At 30.9% G+C, this 20344-nt stretch carries 17 protein-coding genes; 3 read left to right on the top strand and 14 right to left on the bottom strand.

Features of this window, described 5'->3' with window-relative positions; translation table 11 throughout:
* The first annotated feature begins 130 nt into the window (after positions 1–130).
* Positions 131–991: a patatin-like phospholipase family protein gene (locus DWW96_RS05980; protein WP_117909768.1), complete on the top strand. Its 861-nt coding sequence runs from the start codon at positions 131–133 to the stop codon at positions 989–991.
* 899 nt (positions 992–1890) lie between these two features.
* On the opposite strand, the gene DWW96_RS05975 is transcribed toward DWW96_RS05980, so the two are convergent.
* The 8 genes from DWW96_RS05975 to DWW96_RS05940 all read right to left on the bottom strand — a co-directional run bounded on the left by DWW96_RS05975 (position 1891) and on the right by DWW96_RS05940 (position 10103).
* A complete protein-coding gene (locus DWW96_RS05975; RefSeq protein ID WP_117909766.1) occupies positions 1891–3174 on the bottom strand; it encodes a GHKL domain-containing protein in 1284 nt (427 codons plus the stop codon).
* Positions 3174–3854, bottom strand: a complete 681-nt coding sequence (locus DWW96_RS05970; protein ID WP_022087919.1) for a LytTR family DNA-binding domain-containing protein — start codon at positions 3852–3854, stop codon at positions 3174–3176. The genes DWW96_RS05975 and DWW96_RS05970 overlap by 1 nt, the downstream gene beginning before the upstream one ends.
* Positions 3855–4176: 322 nt before the next feature.
* Positions 4177–4434 (bottom strand): heavy-metal-associated domain-containing protein, encoded by a 258-nt coding sequence (locus tag DWW96_RS05965; protein ID WP_117909765.1) that lies wholly within the window; start codon positions 4432–4434, stop codon positions 4177–4179.
* A gap of 440 nt (positions 4435–4874) precedes the next feature.
* A complete protein-coding gene (locus DWW96_RS05960) occupies positions 4875–5675 on the bottom strand; it encodes an ATP-binding cassette domain-containing protein (RefSeq protein WP_117909762.1) in 801 nt (266 codons plus the stop codon).
* Entirely contained in the window at positions 5675–6610 is a 936-nt protein-coding gene (locus DWW96_RS05955) for an ABC transporter permease (RefSeq protein ID WP_117909761.1), read from the bottom strand. Before DWW96_RS05955 ends, DWW96_RS05960 begins: the two co-directional genes overlap by 1 nt.
* A gap of 12 nt (positions 6611–6622) precedes the next feature.
* Entirely contained in the window at positions 6623–7639 is a 1017-nt protein-coding gene (locus DWW96_RS05950) for an ABC transporter substrate-binding protein (protein ID WP_117909759.1), read from the bottom strand.
* A gap of 630 nt (positions 7640–8269) precedes the next feature.
* Positions 8270–8995 carry a hypothetical protein gene (locus DWW96_RS05945; RefSeq protein ID WP_117909757.1) on the bottom strand — a complete coding sequence of 242 codons (726 nt, stop codon included), beginning with the start codon at positions 8993–8995 and terminating at the stop codon, positions 8270–8272.
* Positions 8996–9020: 25 nt separating this feature from the next.
* Positions 9021–10103 carry an iron-containing alcohol dehydrogenase family protein gene (locus DWW96_RS05940; protein WP_117909755.1) on the bottom strand — a complete coding sequence of 361 codons (1083 nt, stop codon included), beginning with the start codon at positions 10101–10103 and terminating at the stop codon, positions 9021–9023.
* 248 nt (positions 10104–10351) lie between these two features.
* Between DWW96_RS05940 and DWW96_RS05935 the strand changes: the two genes are divergently transcribed.
* Positions 10352–11293, top strand: a complete 942-nt coding sequence (locus DWW96_RS05935) for an AEC family transporter (RefSeq protein ID WP_022087912.1) — start codon at positions 10352–10354, stop codon at positions 11291–11293.
* A 218-nt stretch (positions 11294–11511) separates the two neighbouring features.
* On the opposite strand, the gene DWW96_RS05930 is transcribed toward DWW96_RS05935, so the two are convergent.
* Entirely contained in the window at positions 11512–11925 is a 414-nt protein-coding gene (locus tag DWW96_RS05930; RefSeq protein ID WP_117909751.1) for an EamA family transporter, read from the bottom strand.
* A gap of 12 nt (positions 11926–11937) precedes the next feature.
* The gene (locus DWW96_RS14395; protein WP_022087910.1) at positions 11938–12849 is read right to left on the bottom strand and encodes an SEC-C metal-binding domain-containing protein; all 912 of its coding nucleotides are present in this window, start codon (positions 12847–12849) and stop codon (positions 11938–11940) included.
* 466 nt (positions 12850–13315) lie between these two features.
* On the opposite strand from DWW96_RS14395, the gene DWW96_RS05920 reads away from it, so the two are divergent.
* Positions 13316–13918 (top strand): accessory gene regulator B family protein, encoded by a 603-nt coding sequence (locus DWW96_RS05920; RefSeq protein ID WP_117909749.1) that lies wholly within the window; start codon positions 13316–13318, stop codon positions 13916–13918.
* A gap of 299 nt (positions 13919–14217) precedes the next feature.
* On the opposite strand, the gene DWW96_RS05915 is transcribed toward DWW96_RS05920, so the two are convergent.
* From DWW96_RS05915 to DWW96_RS05900, 4 genes are all read right to left on the bottom strand, one after another.
* Entirely contained in the window at positions 14218–15447 is a 1230-nt protein-coding gene (locus DWW96_RS05915; protein ID WP_158562656.1) for a GHKL domain-containing protein, read from the bottom strand.
* Between the two features lie 118 nt (positions 15448–15565).
* Entirely contained in the window at positions 15566–16300 is a 735-nt protein-coding gene (locus DWW96_RS05910) for a LytTR family transcriptional regulator DNA-binding domain-containing protein (RefSeq protein ID WP_022087906.1), read from the bottom strand.
* A gap of 193 nt (positions 16301–16493) precedes the next feature.
* Positions 16494–18347 carry an ABC transporter ATP-binding protein gene (locus DWW96_RS05905; protein WP_117909745.1) on the bottom strand — a complete coding sequence of 618 codons (1854 nt, stop codon included), beginning with the start codon at positions 18345–18347 and terminating at the stop codon, positions 16494–16496.
* Positions 18341–20230: an ABC transporter ATP-binding protein gene (locus DWW96_RS05900; RefSeq protein ID WP_117909743.1), complete on the bottom strand. Its 1890-nt coding sequence runs from the start codon at positions 20228–20230 to the stop codon at positions 18341–18343. Before DWW96_RS05900 ends, DWW96_RS05905 begins: the two co-directional genes overlap by 7 nt.
* Between the last annotated feature and the right edge of the window lie 114 nt (positions 20231–20344).

Raw genomic sequence — 20344 nt, 5'->3', positions numbered from 1 at the left:
TTTATTAGCATTTTTACTTTTAATAATATAAATTTTTTCTCTTTTCAAAAATTATAATAAACATTACATTTCAGTTCTTTTTTGCTTTTTTAAACATATATTTAATTTATACTTAGTATAAGGATTTAAAATGGATTACGGATTAGCTTTATCTGGTGGTGGTGCAAGAGGAAGTGCTCACATCGGAATTTTAATGGCTCTCGCTGAAGAAAATATGTTGCCCTCTTCAATCGCAGGAACGAGTGCCGGAAGTATTATCGCCGGTTTATATGCGGCAAATGTTTCTATTGATACTATGCAAAAAATTGCCCAGATTTTAACTTCTCACCCAACTACTATATTAGACCCGGATATTATTGGAATGCTTTTATTTTTTCCTCAATTTTTAACTTGTCGCAAGCAGCATTTAACGGGGTTATTAAAAGGGCATAAACTTAATAACTTTCTTTGCTCTTATACTGATGGTAAAGATATTTCTGACTTAACTACTCCCCTTATAATTCCTACCGTGGATTTAATTTCCGGTAATACAATTGCATTTACTAATTCTGAAATAAAATATCCTACCGAAAACGTCATTTGGAAAAAGAGCGGAAAACTATGTGACATTATTACCGCAAGTTGCTCTGTCCCCGGAATATTTCGTCCTGTCAAAATGAGCAAGTACTACCTGGTTGATGGTGGTGTAACCCACAACCTTCCGGTAAATCTTTTAATGTCCACAGGCGTTGATAAAATTATTGCTGTTGACATTGGTGTAGATTATAAAACTCCTCACAACAATTCTATTACTGAAATTCTCTCTCATTCTTTTTCTATTATGTCTTACAATCTGAAAACATGCCTTTCTCAGGGAGAACGACTTTTACTTGAACCTTCACTTGATAAAAATGCCGGTCTTTTAACTTTTAATATGATTAATGATTGTATAAAATCCGGATATGTTTACGGCAAAAAGATGATTCCTAAAATTAAAGATGCCTTGAAATAATCTTGTTATACGCACGGCTTCGCCGTTCATAACACTTCGAATCCGCTTCGCTTCTTCTCAGTGATTATGCATTCGCCGACTCTTACTCTTTATCTTTTTTGTTATACCCATGGCTTCGCCATGTAATCACTTCGAATCCGCTTCGCTTCTTCTCAGTGATTATGCATTCGACAACTCTTATTCTTTATCTTTTTTTGTTATACCCATGGCTTCGCCATGTACATCACTTCGAATCCGCTTTGCTTCTTCTCAGTGATTATACATTCGCCAAATACTTTCAGCTTTTTTTGCAAGCAAAAAGCTGAAAGTATTTGGCTCATTGCGTATAACAAGAAAAGCCTTTCAAATAGATTATTTCTACTTGAAAGGCTTCTTTAGTGAACAGGTCGTTCCACTTGTAATTCCCCAATTACATTATTATTTTGTATACACCTCATACGGAAAACCTGTCTCTTATTAGTCCCAATACATATATTTCCAAATGCTACACTCAACGTGTACCTTCTAATTGTTAATTATTTGTTGACGATTGAAATTAATGTTTTCAAATCGTATCTGTTAAACTTATTCTATTTGAAGAAAAATTTAATTATTCTCCAAATTGTATCCATTGCACATGTATCAATAAACATATCTTTTACCTCTTCCAAACTTACTTGTTTGTTTCTTTCTAAATTTAATTGTATCTAATATTTCTTTTAACTGCAATCCATATGTTCTTAACGCAGTTTTTTTGTTCTTAACGTAGTAAAATCTGTTACGAGCGTAAGTTTTCTGTTCTTAACTTAATCATTTTCTTTACTAACACATCTACTTCTACATAACCTTCTTACTATCTTTAATTAATCATTAACTTACTTTATCCGCTAACCTTTATATTCACGACCCGTTCAATAAAATTAAATTAGCATTTCTAACAAAAATCTGCCATCAACATATTTGATTTGCATTGTGCCGTTATATTTATCCACTACCCTCCTTATGTTTGAAATACCATATCCATGGTTCTTTTTGTCATTCTTTGATGTATTTATATTTTTCACATCCACCGGCTGTGATGTATTTTCTATTTTTAAAATTATTCTCTTTTTGTGGTTCTGAATTGTTATTCCTAATTCTTTCTTTCCTTCAAATCGACTAAAAGCCTCTTTAACATTATCCAATGAATTTGCCAGAATAATACATAAATCAGTTTGTTCTATTCCTACTGACTGTGGGAATTTTCCAAGAATCTGAATTTTAACATCATCACCATTTTCCTGTTTGATTGCCTGTACTTCGCCATTAATAATGTAATCCGCAACCACATTTCCTGTCTTATACGTAAAATGTACATCTTTTCTATTTATTAGTTCATTTACATAGTCTCTTGCCTGCTCAACATCATTTTCATTTAACAATGCTGATATTGCATTATAATGCTTATTAACATCATGCCTGAAAGCCCTTAATTCACTATCTTCCGTTATAAGTCTCTCATAATAATTTTTTTGGTATTTCATACACTCTTCATTCAAATCATTAATTTCCATTAAGATTTTTCTTGAGTTTACTACATACACAAACATAACACTCATTGCAATTATTATGACTAAAAATATAACTGCTACAATCATTGCCATTCTTTGAATGCTCAATGTCATTTCACCTAAATAAGCACCCTGAATACATGCAACTACAATTCCTAAAGTTCCCATTACAGCGATAACAAAAATAAGTTCTTTAATCTTTATATTCCTTATTACCTCAGCAATATCTTTTCTTCTTTTGTACAAAAATAATGCTGCTAAAAAAATTATTATAAATCCTATGCAATTTCCATAGATAAAAATTTTTCTTTCATAATCATCATAATCATTTCCAAGTGAAGTAATTCCAACCAGTATCAGCCAAACCATTAAATCTATAAGCGATACTAAAACAAACTCTATAATGAATCCTCTTATAATAGTCTGTATTTTTTCATCAAACAGCACTAAAAGAATTACTATCTGAAATAAAATTTCTGCCGTTACGGTAGGCTTATTTACATTAAACAAATAAGCAGCCGTCAAACCTAAAATAGGTATTATTGCATATTTTAATTTACTCTTTCGTAAATTAAATCCCATAATGCCAATTGGAAATACTATGTATTTAATGAAGCTTAAAAATGTACTTAACACCTTTAATCCATAAATCATCAGCAAAACCTCGCATTCTCTATACAGAAGCTTGTGTATTTTTTCTCGACAGACGCTTTTAATCTGCTACTAATCTGAAGAACCGTGCCTCCATGCATATACACTTTACCATTCTTCATTTCTTCCACCTGCTCCATGTTAACCAGACATCCTCTGAAAATCTTTATAAATCCTACAGTTTCCAATCTGTCCTCTAAGGCTTTCATACTTTCTCTCAGTAAAAATTCCTGTCCGTCTGTAAGATACAAATTGCAATAAATATGCTCTGATTTAATGTATTCAATATTTCTACTGTCTATGCCTTCTATAAGAACCGTTCCTCTTACTATCTTTAAAGCTCTCTCTAAAACTACCGGTAACTGATCTTCTATGTATTTCTTTGTAACAAATCCAATAACATTTACTCCAAATGCCTGAGCCATCATCTCTTCATGGCTCGTTGCAAAAATAATGACTGTATTGCTCTTTGCATTCTCTAACTTTTCTTTTACTGCAATACCGCCAACCATCGGCATTTCAATGTCAAGTATTAAAATATCTATGTTCTGATCAGTAATTTCCTGTCCGTCTTTATATTTTTTTATAATTGTTTCTTCGTTGTATTTCTTCGTGACGTCTTTACATACTCTCTCTATTCTTTCCCTCATTATATTATCGTCGTCACATATTCCTATAAACATATTTCATTTCTCCTAAATAAAAATCGTCTATATTTTATCTGTTTGTATCATTTTTATTTTTCTTATCTATAATGCATACACATTACACACAACAATGCCAATTGCATCTTACGACCCATCATTATTTTATTAAAATACCCTACTATATATTTTAATATAAATACAAATATCTTCAACTGTTTTTTATCGACTTTTCCGATTACTTATTACTTTTCCCTACTTTTTTAATCTATCAAAATAAAATCTTTATATAAATATGTTGTTTCTATAAAAAATACCTAAAAAAACACTTTTTTGTGTAATTTCAGGTATCTCTAATTTATTATTTTCTTCCAAATAATGAAAACTTCTTTTTTTCATATGGTTGTGTTTCTATCGACAATACTTTATATCCCGTATCATCAATAGCTTTCTTTACAGCCTCTTCATCTATCTTGTCCTCCGAAATAATTTCCGTTATTCCCTTACCGTGAGAAGATGTTACTTTTTTTAATGGTACTGCTTTTCTTACAGCTTCATTAACATGACTTTCACACATTCCACACATCATCCCATCTACTTTCACAACTGTTTTAAACATAATTAAGCCTCCATTTCCATACCTTGTAGGGGTATCTCTATTTCATACTATATCGCTATGATTATATATTGTCAAGCAAATGTAGATAAGCCTTATTATTGTCTACCTTCTTCTTTCAAATATGTCTTTTCCTATGCAAGGTGCCATATCCAATACGGCACCCGCATAATATTTGAATGAAAAAGAAATGAGTCATTTCCTGATGTAGGTGTTTTTAATGTGAAACTACAACGTAATTTCACTTTAGACATCTTATTTAACACTATTTAGTTTCCCAGACTAATTAATGACACGGAGTTATTAAGATGTCTTCTATCAAAATATGAACTTGTAGGCTTTTAACTGACTTATTTAAGCCTGTGATTGTATAATAACAAATCTTAGTCAATTTCAAATATATTCCATGTAAAATTTATGGAAAATTTTACATATAAAAATTGCTAGCTTAACAATATCCTATCATTATCAAATTCTTTTTGTTTCTTCATTGAATACATCTTAATCATGTCTTCCATTGTCATGTTGTCTCTTTCATCTCCTGACAAATCAAGAAGTATTTCCCCTGAATCAAGCATAATCGTTCTTGTTCCTGTTGTTAATGACTGCTTCATGTTATGAGTAATCATCATTGTTGTTATATTATTTTCACTGACAATTGTCTTTGTAATGTCCATAACCTTCTGTGCCGTTGCAGGATCAAGAGCTGCTGTATGTTCATCTAACAGTAATAATTTAGGAATTGACAAAGTACACATAAGCAGTGTTACAACCTGCCTCTGTCCTCCTGAAAGCAAACCTATTTTTGTTTTCATTCTGTCTTCAATCCCCATATTATAACGGGCAAGATTTTCCCTAAAAAATTCAACTTTCTTTTTTGTAATCGCTCTCGCAAATGGATTTGAGCCCTTAGATGCTCTTGAATATGCCAAAGCAAGATTTTCTTCTATTGTCATATTAGGAGCTGTTCCTTTCATTGGATCCTGAAATACTCTTCCAATAACTTTAGCTCTTGAATGTTCACTGTCATAAGTTATATCTTTTCCATCAAGTAAAATGTGTCCTGAGTCAATCATAAAGCTTCCACATATAGCATTGAACAACGTACTCTTTCCTGCTCCGTTTGAACCGACAATCGTTACAAACTCACCATCCTCAAGCTTAAGACTCATATTGTTAATTGCAATATGTTCATTTACTGTCCCTTTTTCAAATGTCTTTGAAATATTCTGAATATCTAACATTATCTCGCCGCCTTTCTCTGTTTTGTTTCTGCAATTTTCTGTTTTATTGCAGGAACTGCCAGTGTAATTGCTACGATTAATGCACATGTAAATTTCATCAGATTACTGCTCAAATCTCCAAATAAATTTTCTCTAATTACAAATGCAACAATTATTTTATAAACAATTGAACCTACAACTGCTGAAATCATTCCAATAGTTGCTCCTCTTTTTCCAAATACGGCTTCACCTATAATAACTGCAGCCAAGCCATATATAAGTGTTCCATTTGCTGTATTTATATCTGCATATCCAACACTTTGTGATGCCATTGCTCCTGCAAGTCCTATTAAGGCATTTGCAAGCATAAGTCCTATAATCTTTGTTCTGTCAACATTAATTGAAGATGCTCTGACCATATCAGGATTATCTCCTGTAGCTCGTATACAAAGTCCAATATGTGTCTTAAAGAACCATATTATTAATGATAAAACTACGATTACAATTATCAAACTAACTACTGATTTTACAACACTTGTTTCAAATTGTCCTCGAATTGCAAATATCTCTTTTATTTTTTCAAATATAGTAATCTTGTTATAACTTAAGTTCGTTGTTGCACCTTTTTCCGTAAGGGAATAACATACAAGATTTATCGAGTACAATCCACTCATTGTTATTATTCCCGCAAGTACAGGATGTACCTGCAACTTAGTCTGCAATAAACCTGTAATTGCTCCTGCTACTGCTCCTGCCACAATTCCTGCAAATAATGCAAGAATAGGGTGTCCGTTTAATGCAACTAATACTGAAATAACTGCTCCGAATCCAAAACTTCCTTCTGTTGTCAAATCAGGTATATCTAATATTCTAAGTGATATATATATTCCCATTGCCAACAATCCATAGATCAAGCAATCCGGAATGTTTGATATATAATACTGTAATTCAATCATCTTTGTTCCTCTTTAGTTCTCAATTAACTTAACTTCATAATCTGTTTTAATGTTATCTTCGCTAATTCCTAATACTTCCATTGTAGCTTTGTTAACTGTGCAATAATCAATTCCTACAACCTGTGCCGGAATATCTTCAACTTTCTTTCCATTTACATAGTCCATTGCAATATCAACTGTTTTCTTACCAATTCCCTTATCATCAATTGCTAATGTTGCAAAACAGCCTGAAACAACTGTTGTTGCTGATGAACAATATGTTGGAATTTTCTTTTCTTTGCAAATATCTGTTAATGTACTAATTCCGTCCTGAATAATTGAATCATTTGGAATAAATATCATATCTACACCTTCTGCTACTAATGCATTTGTTGCAGATTCTACATCATTTGATGTTGGTGCTGTTTTTTCAACATATTCAACGCTTGTTTTGTCTAAATATTCTTCACACTGCTTTGCTGTGTTTGTTGCATTATCCTCATTTCCGCTATAAATGATACCAACCTTCTTTGCCGGTGTTACTGACTGAGCAAAATCAATAATGTCTGATACAGGAATTGCATTAGATGTTCCTGTTGCATTCTTATCCGGTTTATCCATGTCTGTAATTACTCCTGCTGCTACAGGTGCTGATACAGCACAGAAAAATACAGGTGTATCTGTTTCTGTATTAACCATAGCCTGTGTAGGAGGTGTGGCAATAGTAAATACCATATCATATGTTCCATCTATCATATTTGTCACAATTGTTGTAAGTGCTGTTGAATCGCCTGCTGCACATTTATATTCTATCTGTGAATCCTCATATCCCTGTGCTTTTAATTCATCAATAATACCATCTCTCATATCTGTAAAAGCTCCATTTTCAATCATTGAAACTACACCAACTTTTACTTTTCCATCTCCATTAGTGTCCTTTGAATCAGTCTTTCCTGAACTGTTGCTTCCGTTTCCTCCGCATCCTGTAAATGCTGTTGCTACCATTCCTACTGTTAATAAAACGCTCAAAACTTTCTTCATCTTTCTCATCTTTTTTCTCCTTTTCTTCACTTTGAGTTTTTTAACAATCTGGATAACCTCTAGAGTATTTATTGCATAAAAAAATCCTTAACAATAACACTTAACAAAATGTTATCATCAAGGACGAAAATACTAAAATAATATTCCGCGGTGCCACCTTGATTCGTAAGAAAAATATCTTACACACTCAACGAGTACTATCATACTCTGTGCAACTTACGTATGCCTTCACGTCACAGAATACTAACAAATATAATGCTTTGTTCTGTGCCCTCTGCGGTCCATTTATGTGAGCTGCGTTCTGCAAGGATTCCACCAGCCCTTGCTCTCTGTAAGTGCACGATTCACTTTTACCTCCGCATCAACGGTTTTAATGGTCATCTATATCGTTGTTCTGAATTATAACGCTATAAAAAATGTAAGTCAATTATTTTTTTATATTTTTGCCACCTAAAATTTTACACTAACTTATATTTTCTATACGTTTTAATTTTTGCCGTGAAGCAAAATATATTTCTACTTAAAATTTGTGATAGTGGATTTTAGGCTTACATTATTTTCAAATAAAAATTATGCATATACTAAAAGATGCCGAAACTATTGAGTGCTACGCACCACAATTCCGGCATCTTTTTTTAATTACTTAACGAATTTATTATCTATATCTTTTACAGATTTTACTTTTTTGTACTTCTGCTCTTTTGCTGCTTTTTCTTTAATTTTATCTAACTCTTTGTTCCACGCTTTTGTACCCGACTCATAGTTTACATCCGTACCTGACTTCTTAACATAATCACTTTCCAATGATTCAACGTACTTTTGAATTGGCAATTGCTTCTGATATACTTCTTTTTCATAAGCCCAATACTCATCTTCTGAATCAAACTGTGCTATCACTTTTTTTACATCATCGGCATTCTCAGCTTCATCTGACATTTTCTTCAAATCAGCAATATAATTATCCACTTCTTCATCTGTAACATCAAAACCTGCTTTTATTGCCTTAACATACATTGCATTAAATTCTTCCATGTATTTTACAGCTTCTTTTTCTGCCGTCTTCTCACTTTCTCCCTTAAGCATATAAAAAGCCTTTGAAACTTCTATTTCCCTTTTAGTTATTAAAATATCTTTCCCACATTCAAATATTTCATCTGATGCAGAATATGTTTGTGCTGCCGGTCCGTCAGTTGCAATTCTAAATTTACTTTTACTTCCTGATGTTTCATTTTTGCTGTCATCACTTAAAATTTTACCCCATTGTGACATTACATCATTACCACCAAGTGCAGTCTTTATTGGAAAATAAGCTATAACTCCTGCAACAGCTACACATAATGCAATAATACTGATTTTCTTTTTCATAAAACCACCTCCAAAGTTCTTCCTACTATTTCATTTTTTCTAATTTGCCCATTGAGCAGGCAACCATTTCTTTTGTAATTTTATAAGGATTATGCTCTATATCTTTCATGGCAACTGCATTTTCAGCCAATTCTTCTAACTTGTCCTTTCCAAATTCTAAATCTGCAAGGCATGTTGGAAGACCTACATCTTTACTAAACTTATACACTTTTTCAAAGTCTTCTTCATTCTTATCTACAAGCAGCAAATTTAATACACCATAACTTACTACTTCTCCGTGCAAATGATTCTTTTCTATGTGTGGATATGCCGTAAGAGAATAAAATATTGCATGGGCAAGTCCTGTGTTGTAATCAATTATATGCTCCGCTGTCAAAAATATAGATGCAATACCTGTTGAAACTATAATTGCTAATACAACCTGTTCATAGGCATATGAAACTTCCTGCGCATTATTTGATTCCATTGCTTCTTTTCCATATCGAAGAACCGGTTCATAACACATTTTACTTACATCTACACCCATCTGTGTATAGTGATTTAATTCTTCTCCTCTTGAAGACATTGAACTTTCAAAGTACTTTGCCATAGTATCACCCATTCCTGCCCACATATATCTTGAAGGGGAATGTACTAAAATATCCGTATCAATAAATGCATGTACCGGTGGTGCCTGAAAGAAAAACGGTTCTTTAAATCTTCCATCAGGATAGTACATAATGGAAACACTTGTGCAGGCAGAACAGTTTGACGCTATTGTTGGGAATGAAAATACAGGTTTACCACATTTTACCCCAAGACATTTTCCAGTATCTGTTGATTTTCCTCCACCAATTGAGAAAATCATATCTGCCTGTTTTACCAAATCATTTTCCATTAATTTTTCTACATTTTCGTAAGTTGCTTCTCCACCATACCAGATAAAATCTAATATTTCTAATTTTGATTCTTTGCAGGCTGCTATTATTTTATCCTTTGCGGCTGCAATTGCTTTATGCCCACCTATAGCAATAACCTTTGTACCATATGGCTCACAAATTTCAGGTATTTTATTATATATTTTATCTCCAATTGAATAGCTTGGAAGATGCATACTGTAATTTTCCATTTATTTTATGTCTCCTTTGCTAAAGTAAAATTAATATTATAGGTAAAGGCAGATTATAAATAGCTCTGTGAATATTCCTAAGTCATTCACAAAATGAGCATCAATCCTTTATGCTTTTGCCCTATCATATAAAGTATAGCACAAATCCGAGAATTTTTTCACTTAATAAAAACATTGCTTATTTAACGTTTTAGCGATAATATTTTTAATGACTATCTATGCATTTACAAATTCCGGAGGTTTTTCAAATGATAAATATATCCGTTCTTTTTAATCAGCTCATTATGCTTTTTTTAATTATATGCACCGGATATCTGGCATACAAATTACAATATTTTGACGAACTTACTAATAAGAAATTAAATAAACTGGTTGTAAATATAACCCTACCCATGACAACAATAGATTCTGTTTTGTCTATGGCACAACGTCCTAAAGGTTCAACTGTGTTATTCGTATTTATTGCTTCAATTATTTTATACGCAGTATTACCTATTATCAGTTTTATAATAATTAAATTAATTAAAATGCCTTTCAATACACAAGGCATATATACTTTTATGCTAACTTTTTCAAATGTAGGATTTATGGGTTTTCCTGTTATTCAGGCTGCATTTGGCTCTGAGCAGGGAACTACCGCTGTATTTTATGCAGCCATTCTCAACATTATATTTACCTGTTGTACATTTACTTATGGAGTAGTTTTAATAGGATATGGGACTGCGAAAAAGATGGCCTTTACATTAAAAAACATATTATCACCAGGTATAATATGCTCTTTGCTTTCCATTGTAATTTATGCATTAGACATAAGTTTTCCTATTCCTATAACAAATGCAATATCAATACTTGGTAATCTGACCTCACCACTTGCAATGATGTTAATTGGTTCAACGTTAGCATCTATGAAAATAGGTGAAATATTTAAAGATAAAAGAGTTTACTTATTTACATTTGTCAAGCTAATTATTATTCCACTAATTTGTTATCCATTATTTCAACTATTCATTAAAGATACTTTAGTTAGAAATGTCTTTTTTATTGAATCACTAATGCCTGTAGCAAATACAGCACTTATATTTGCCACAGAATATGATTTAGACAAAAAATTAACTTCAAGAACTATTTTTTTAACAACACTTTTATCTCTATTTACAATCCCTGCATTTTTATATTTATTTGCAGTTTAATCTATTTTATAATATAGAATCTTCTAATTATTTTGTGTTTGGTGTCTTTACAAAAAAAATCAGAAGCAATATTGCGTTTATTAAATTCACAATATTACTTCTGATTTTTTTACTAAAAGTGTATTTTATATTTATAAATTTTTATAAAACTGTTGTTCGTTATAGTTAATATAAACTTATTTGGTATATTAAACTGCTTATTCTATATCTTATATTCTCTAAATAACCATGAACAAAGTTCCTGACGTGATAAGTATGCATCCTATAATTGATTTTGATGTAAAATCTTCATGCAAAAATACAAAAGCCATAATCAAAGTTATCACTACACTTAATTTGTCTATTGGAACTACCTTTGACGCATCTCCCATCTGTAATGCTTTATAGTAGCACAACCATGAAGCTCCTGTGGCCAGCCCTGACAAAATCAAAAATATCCAGCTTTTCTTTCCTATCTCTGTAATTCCCGACTGATTATTAGTCAGAAATACCATTGCCCATGCCATAATTAAAACTACCAACGTTCTTATGGCTGTAGCCAGATTAGAATTAACTCCATCTATTCCAACTTTAGCAAGTATAGATGTTAAAGCTGCAAATACAGATGATAAAATTGCAAATACCATCCACATTATTATTCACCTCTATCTTCCACAACAATATTTATACTTCTTTCCACTTCCACAAGGGCATTTATCATTAGGATAAACTTTCTTTGTCTTAACAACCGGCTGATTAACTAATCTTTTGCCCATATTGTCAAATGTCCAAGGAATTGAATCATCTATTCTGGTAGGATTAGAAATTACCTTTCTTGCTGCTTTATTTTCGCCGGTGTTTTCTTTAACTACAGAACTTACTAATTCAACATTAGAAGGACCATTAGGAAGTTCTCCATAAACACCTATTGTATTTATTTCCTCAACAGTTGGAATATAATATTTACTTTCATCTTTTATAGAATTGTCTTCTGAATCAGACAATCTCTTATGAGATACAACGTTATCATTAACTTCAAATTCATTATATACTTCCGGTATACTTTCAATTCTGTTAATTAACTCTTCTGTGCTTTCATTATAATTAATTCCATCTTTCATAATCTGCATAAGCAAATCTATCGAAATCTTTCCATATAATACACACATTGTTCTCAAACTGCTTAATAAGAAACTGGTCACTTTACGTTTCTCATTAAACTCTTTATTTTCTATTTTTTCAAGTACTGCCTGAACTTCTACCGGCACTACTATTTCACCATTATTCATTCCGCCTAAATAACCGGCTGCATATAATTTTTCATATAAAGCATCGTTAGACTTTCCACCTTCAGTTGAAGTAATTTCTTTTTTAACTGCTTCAATTTCTTCATTTGTAAGATATTGGAAATATTTTTCTACTTCTTCGTCATTCAACATATGTTCTACAATTTTATCAATCAATTGTTCTTTATTAAGTGTTGAATAACCTCTTATCTTTTTCTGCTTAGCAATGTCTTTTAATTCATTTTTGAGAAAATCATTAAAAATTTCTTTTAAAGCTGTACCTTTTTTCATTAATTTAAATCCTCTCTTCTAAACGTTTAATATTTCCCTAGTTCGCGTTGATAAGCTCTTATATTATCTGCTATTTTCAACTCTAAGAACGCTTGTTTGCCGATAAAAGTATAGCAAACTCAATTATTTTTTTCAATTGTTTTATTAAATTGAAGGTTATCATTCATATAAACCATTAGTTAATTTTTCAAATTTTATATTTCCTATTTCTAAATTTTATACTTATTTGATTTTTAATTCGTCAAATATTGAGTATGTATCACCAATATTTCTTTTAAATTATATGTTTTTTTACTAAAAAACGCACATTTTTTCATATTATCAGCAATTTCCTGTATTTTTTCATTTAAACAACATACCTTTTACTTTTTTTCTTTAATTCGACAAATATCTTTCTATACTCTACACATCTTTGGGTGTGGTTTTAGTGTGAATTTATTTCATTACTATTCCTGCCGTAAATCTTATGGCAGAAGAATGGAGAATTAATATGCAAAGTCTTATCGATGAATTAAAAGATGAATACGGCTACAGCAGTTATGATATAGCAATGGTAAAATATGTACTTACAAGCATCTTTTATGAATTTTCAAAACTTATTATTTTCGGTATATTTTTTGGATTTTTAGGTTATTTTAAATCATTCTTAGTTTCTTTGATTTTGCTTTTATTTTTAAGAATTAACATCGGCGGAATTCATTGTAAACATTATATTACATGTTTTTTATTAACATTTGTCGTTTTATTTTCTTCAATTATACTACTTCCCAAACTTTTATTTGTAGCACCTATATTAATAATTTCCATATGTACAATATGTATGATTATCAATTATAAAATAGGTCCAATAGCATCACCGTTCAGACCTTCGCCTGACAGTATTTTGATTAAGAAATGTCGAAATACCGGATTTGTTATAATTTTTATTTTTATTATTTTTGTTAGCTTTTTCCATGAATTCAGCTTATTTGCTACATACTTTCAAGTTGGATTCTGGACTATTGTGTTACATACAGCGCAATTATTTATTGCTAAAATCTCAAAAAAGGAGGAATGTGCTAATGCGTAAATTCAAACTTTCTACTTTAAACACACTTTGTACATTGTGTTTAGCATTATCATGGGGTTTTAAATTTTCAAAAGTTAGCTTTTGTTTCTTTGGGGAACCTAAACTTCCTCGCAAAGAAGACTTTGAATAATTAACCTTCATAATCTTTTACTCCAAAAAATCTGCCTTCATTGACACACCCGACAGTCTGTATGACCGTCATTACAATGAAAGGCAGATTTTTATTTGTTGATTATTACGATGTAGACACAAAATTATTATGTTGTGGCAAAAGGCCTCAACTTTGATGCCTATGGAATTTATTTTTCAATTATTACTGAAAACTTTATTGTATTTCCAATTTTAGTCATTATGTTTTCTACTAAAATATCAAACTTATATTTATCCTGATATTCTTTTATTTTGTTAAGACCAATTCCTCTGTCTTCACCTTTTGTAGAATATCCTTTTTCAAACATCTTAATTATCTCATCCTCCGTACAATATGTATAAGGATTTGAGACCTCAACTATTACTTTCTTTTCAGTTTCAGATATTTTAATTGTAATGTTTTCTTTTTTTTCACAGTCATTATTGCCATTTACACTTCCTTCATTTCCACACTCATTATTATCTTTTATATTTTCCCGGTTATTTTGTGTAGTTTTATTTGAAAGAATTGCATCTCTTGCATTATCTATTAATATTCCAAGAATTTCTATGAAATCATAAACTGATATGTATTTAAATTCTCCAGTGCATAAATTTACATCATACGTTGTTTCTACACCCATATTTTCAGTTTCTTTTAATTTGCCAAATAAAAATCCTGCAATAATAGGTTCATTAATTCTATACAAAATACTATTATACTTATTTTCTTCAGAAATTCTGTTCTTATATTCATTCTTTCGCTGTTTTATCTTTTCATTGTTTTCTTCATTTTCCAGAGCTGATAAAGCAAGCAAATGATTATTAAAATCGTGCTGATTTTTACGTACAACATCTATCAGACTTTTAAAGGAATCATTATATATTCTAGTCATTTCTAACTGCTTTTGCTTTAATTTAACTTCGTAAGTTGACTGCTGCCATCTATAGATGGCAAATATTACTATAACAAACAATAAGCCTCCTGTAAGATATGCATCTGTCATAATAAAATTGTCTTTTTTGAACTTATAAAGATAATATGCAAGAATTAATCCATTTACTAATATACACACCATCCCCCTCTTTTCTTTATCAACAATTATATTGTGTAATATCTTATATAATTTTGATTTCTGTGAAAAGAATACAAATATCAGAACAGCTATGTTTATAAACAATGCCATAAAATTTTCATTTTTAATGAACTTATAAATAAGAAGACTTGCAGGTATGTACATTATCATTTGCGTAACTGATACAATGAGCATTGTCAACATGCAGTTATAAACAGAATTTACAATACTGTCACCAAACTGAAGCATCGAATAAATAATGAAAAACAAATACATTATTAACATTGTCTCTTTAAAAAGCACTTCTTCATTAACTAAATACATATAAATTATCTCTAAACTTATAAAACTTAATGTATAAATGGAAATTATATTTTTTCGACCATATAAGTTATGTATGCATATTATTACAGATATTATTTCAAAAAAATAAATTAAAATCTCACTCATTTTTCAACCTGCTCATAAATTCTTTTTTTAATCTAGGGCCTATTTCAAGTTCTCCATAATTATTTATAAGTTTAATATATCTGTTAACTGAGTCTATACTTAAAATATAGTTCATATTTACAACAACATGTTTATTACATTGTGCAAAATTGTTATCTCCTAACTCCTGAATAATACTCTTACATGACGCATATGGTGCCTTATGTACTCCATCTGTGCAATGATATTCTATGTACCTGTTTCTGTTCTCTACATATACAATATCTTTTGTCTGAAGTGAGAACAAAATTCCGTCTCTTTTATAATATATTATCTTCGATTCTTCCTTCGGAGTTTCAAATTCTAATACTTCTTTAACTGTATCCATAAGTTCATTGATGTCATAAGATTTTTCAAAGTAGCGATAACAGTGCAAATAACTGTATGAATGTAACTTAGGGTCTTCTAAAGATGATGTGATTATAATTGGTGTAAATTTGTATTCAGGTATGGTTCGTATTCTTTCAACGAATTTAATTCCTGACACATCTCCTAAAGCATTTGTATCAAGAATTATATCCACTATAAATACGCTTATATTTTCTTCTAACGCATATTTATATGCCTGCGCACTATCTTTTGCCTTGTAAACATTTATGTCTGTAATATTTGACAATTTGCTACAAATCATATCCATGTATTGTTCACTATCTTCTATAACCAGAATATTTTTCTTCTGCACTGTCATTGATTATTTTCCTCTTCTTTTAGGTTTTTACTCATATTGGTTCTGTAAAATTCAGCTTATTTATCAATGATACTATGGATGTGTGCGTTTTTTCAAGTTACAATAATTTTTTATTTTTCTTTTTTAATAAAATACTTGCTCTTATTCCAATATGGCTATCTATAACTCCGATACTACTTAAATCCTGTAGCAATTAATTCTGGTAGTGTTTAGCCTGAGTATTGTACATATTAAAATAAAATCCGTTTGTATTTTCCATTAATTTGTCATGACTTCCGTCCTCAATTATTGTACCACCATCAAAAACTATTATTCTGTCGCAAAATCTACAGGATGAAAGTCTATGGGATATATAAACTGCGGTTTTTCCACCAACAAGCTTATCAAAGTTGTTATAGACTTCAAATTCAGCGATTGGATCTAAGGCTGCTGTAGGTTCGTCAAGTACTACTACCGGTGCATCCTTATACAATGCCCTGACAATTGCAAGCTTCTGAGCCTGACCACCTGATGGTTCAACTCCTGACTCATCAAACATTTTATAAAGGTTTGTATTTTGCTTATTTTCCAAAGAATTAATCCAACCGTCAATCTCTACTATTTTGCACAGTTCATTAATCTTATTTTCAACATTAGAATATTTATTCTGTCCCATATCGCCATTGGCATATTTATTCTGTCCCATATCAATATTATCCTTTATGGAAAATGCCATAAGCCTGTAATCCTGAAAAACTACTGAAAGTAAATCTAAATATTTAGAGTATTCTATATCATTTATATTTACTCCATTTACAAGAATTTCTCCTTCTGTAACTTCATATAATCTGCAAAGAAGTTTTATGAAAGTTGTCTTTCCTGCGCCATTTTTTCCTACTATTGAAAGATGTTCTCCCGGATGTATTGATGTATTTATGTTTTTTAAAATATAAACATCTGTATTAGGATATTTAAAACTTACATTTTTAAATTCTATAGATACACCATCATTAACATTTGGAACTTCTGCATTTTTACTTTTCTCATATTTTATATCAATTTCAGCTTTTTCAATATAATCAAGATAATATTTTAGAATTGATGCTGTATACTTTAATCCCATTAATCCTCTTGAAATATTATAAAGTGCTTCCGTAAACTTAATAACTGCCTGTGTAAGGCTGCTAAAATCTCCGATTGTAATCTTTCCTGTTAATGTATTTACACCAAGAATAATATAAACTGCTATATTACAAATCTCCGTTGATGTTATTGAAATTTTTTCATTATTCCATATTTTTTTCATGCTTCTTTTTGAAAGATTATATTGCTTAGTACTTTGTTCCTTCTGGTTATCAATAATCATATTATCTGCATTATAAATTCTAATATCCTTGGCATACTCACCTGTTGTAAGTTCATCCAGATAATAATCAACAACACGGTCTATTTCCATTGCTTCAGAGAAATAATTTTCCTTTAATTTTGTTGTTTTCATTGTCATATATGTATTAATAACGAAACTTAAAAATACAGGAATAAGTAACCATACTGAGCAATTAACAACTATATACATAACCCCTGCAAGCACTAATATATTACTTATAAGTCCTACGATTCCGTCTGTAAGTCCCTGTATAAGGTTAGTTTGTTCAAATGCCCGTCCTGCTTTATTTACACTGTCTAGCATTTCAGAATTTTCAGTATACTCAAACTTCATTTGCATAGTATTAAAACTTATTTCCATTTGAAGCATTCTGTCAAAACGGTCATTACAATAATTCTGCTTCTCATTTGCAAACTTTCCTACTACTGCATAAAGATAAGTTCCAATGCAGATAAAAGCTACCCAGAAAATTATCATACCAATGTTTCTGTTCTGCTCATATACGATTTCATTAATTAAATATTTTGAGCCGATAATAGAAACAAAAGGTCCTGCTGTGTTAACTATAACTGACAACAAAATATAAAAGTAATAGATTGGAAGTTTTTTCCATGCAAACTTTGCAAAATATCCGGTGCAAAAAGCTATGTCTTTAATTCCACTAAATAATTTTTTTAGCATGTTACTCCCTCCTTCTCACTTTTGTAATACTGTGCCTGAATCTTAAACATATCACTATATTTTCCGCCAGTTTTCATTAATTCATCATGTGTTCCCTCTTCAATAATTTTTCCATCCTCAAACATAACTATTTTGTCACAAAATCTTGTACTTGAAAGTCTGTGTGAAATGAAAATTGCAGTCTTTCCCTTTACCATTTCATTAAATTCCTGATACATCTTATCTTCTGCAAGTGCATCAAGTGCTGCCGTAGGTTCATCAAGTACAAGTACATCCCTGTCACTGTACAATGCTCTTGCCATAGCAAGTCTTTGTCTTTCTCCACCGGAAAGATCCACTCCGTCAGGATCAATAATTCTAAGAAGTTTTGTGTCGATTTTGTTTTCGTACCTGTTAATCTTCTCATCTAAGTCACTTCTTTTTAATGTTTCCATAACCTTGTCTCTATCAGTTTCATTATCAGATTTCATTGAAATGTTCTGCCATACAGGGAAAGCAAATATTTCTATATTCTGAAATACCGGAGCAAAGATATTAAAATATGATTCTCTGTCAAACTGTTTTATATCAACTCCATTAAGTAAAATTCTTCCTTCTGTTGGTTCATATAGTCTCATAAGAAGCTTTGTGAGAGTTGTTTTTCCTGCGCCGTTTATTCCTACTATTGCAAGTTTACTTCCTGCCTCTATTGTGAGGTTAAGATTTTTTAGAATAAATTTATCATGTCCCGGATATTTAAATGAGACATTTTCAAATTTAAATTCATATTTTTCTAATTTGATATTATTTATTGTTCCCTCACCCTTTTGATAATTAGGTATCTCCTCTGTCCAATCCATAAATGTTCTAAAATCATCTAACTGCATTCTGTTCATATTCATCCACACAAGATTACAAAACAGATCCGTCATGGCTGTTGAAAATGCAGCCACTAATCCAATATATAAAACAAAATTAGAAATACTCATGCCCCTAAACATAATCATGTAAATAAGCACTGAATATAGCAATACATTTTGAATTAATCTAAGCATACTCATTTTTGCTTCACACATAATCCACTTACTGTGATGTTTTTTGCAGGCAGCATAATATATTGTGTTAATGTCATTCCACATATTCTGTATAAACTCCTGCATTTTAAACAGTCTTATGTCCTTAGCGTACTTAAAGTCTCTTGCTGTATTTGAAAAATAACTATTTTTTCTATAATTAGATGCCATAGCATCTCTAAATTTTGTCTTGCTCCACTCCATTGTCGAATCTAATATTTTATAGATAAAAAACGAAAGTGCAATTATAACAAGTACAAGCACCGGATTAACTAAAGCTATGGCAAATCCTGAAATAAATACCATAGTTAGATTGGCAATTATATTCTGCCCTCTCATACAATATCCGTGAATTCCCTGATATGTATACAATGCCTGTTTTGATCTTTGAGTTAAATCAAGAAAATCCGGATTTTCCATATTTTTAAAATCCGTTGTAAATGATTTTCTAAGATATTTTGAAACTATACCTTTGTACACGTTTTCCCACTGATATTCGCAAATATAACCAGCCTTATAGGCAATAAGATTAAGTGTAAGAGCTGCCACTCCCACTATTACCATCACCTTAATCATTACGTCTGTACTAACCTTTTGCTCTACCAATGCTAAAGCAATTTTTGGTATATAAATTCCAATAAGATTGTATAATGAGATTAATATTCCACCGGCAATAACCGCTATAATAAATATTCTGCTAAAACTCCACGTCAACTTAACTGCATACATGAAATTATTAAGCATTCCATGCTTAGTTGACTGAATTCCTTTTTGTTCCCTATCATGGGATGCAGAAAAGAAATTTTTAAACCTCTCCAATATTTTATTCATAACCTCTCCTTTTTTGTTTTCAGAATATAATTTTCCAGTAATTATTTTGCTTCAGATTTTTCTATCATACCTTAAATTTTTTCTTTTTTTGCCACAATGTAATCATTTGTGTTT

The organism is Eubacterium sp. AF17-7, assembly GCF_003461285.1.
GTDB classification, from domain to species: domain Bacteria; phylum Bacillota; class Clostridia; order Lachnospirales; family Lachnospiraceae; genus Eubacterium_U; species Eubacterium_U album.
Note: the sequence above shows the minus strand (reverse complement) of the source record. Positions and strands in the feature narration are given on the sequence as shown.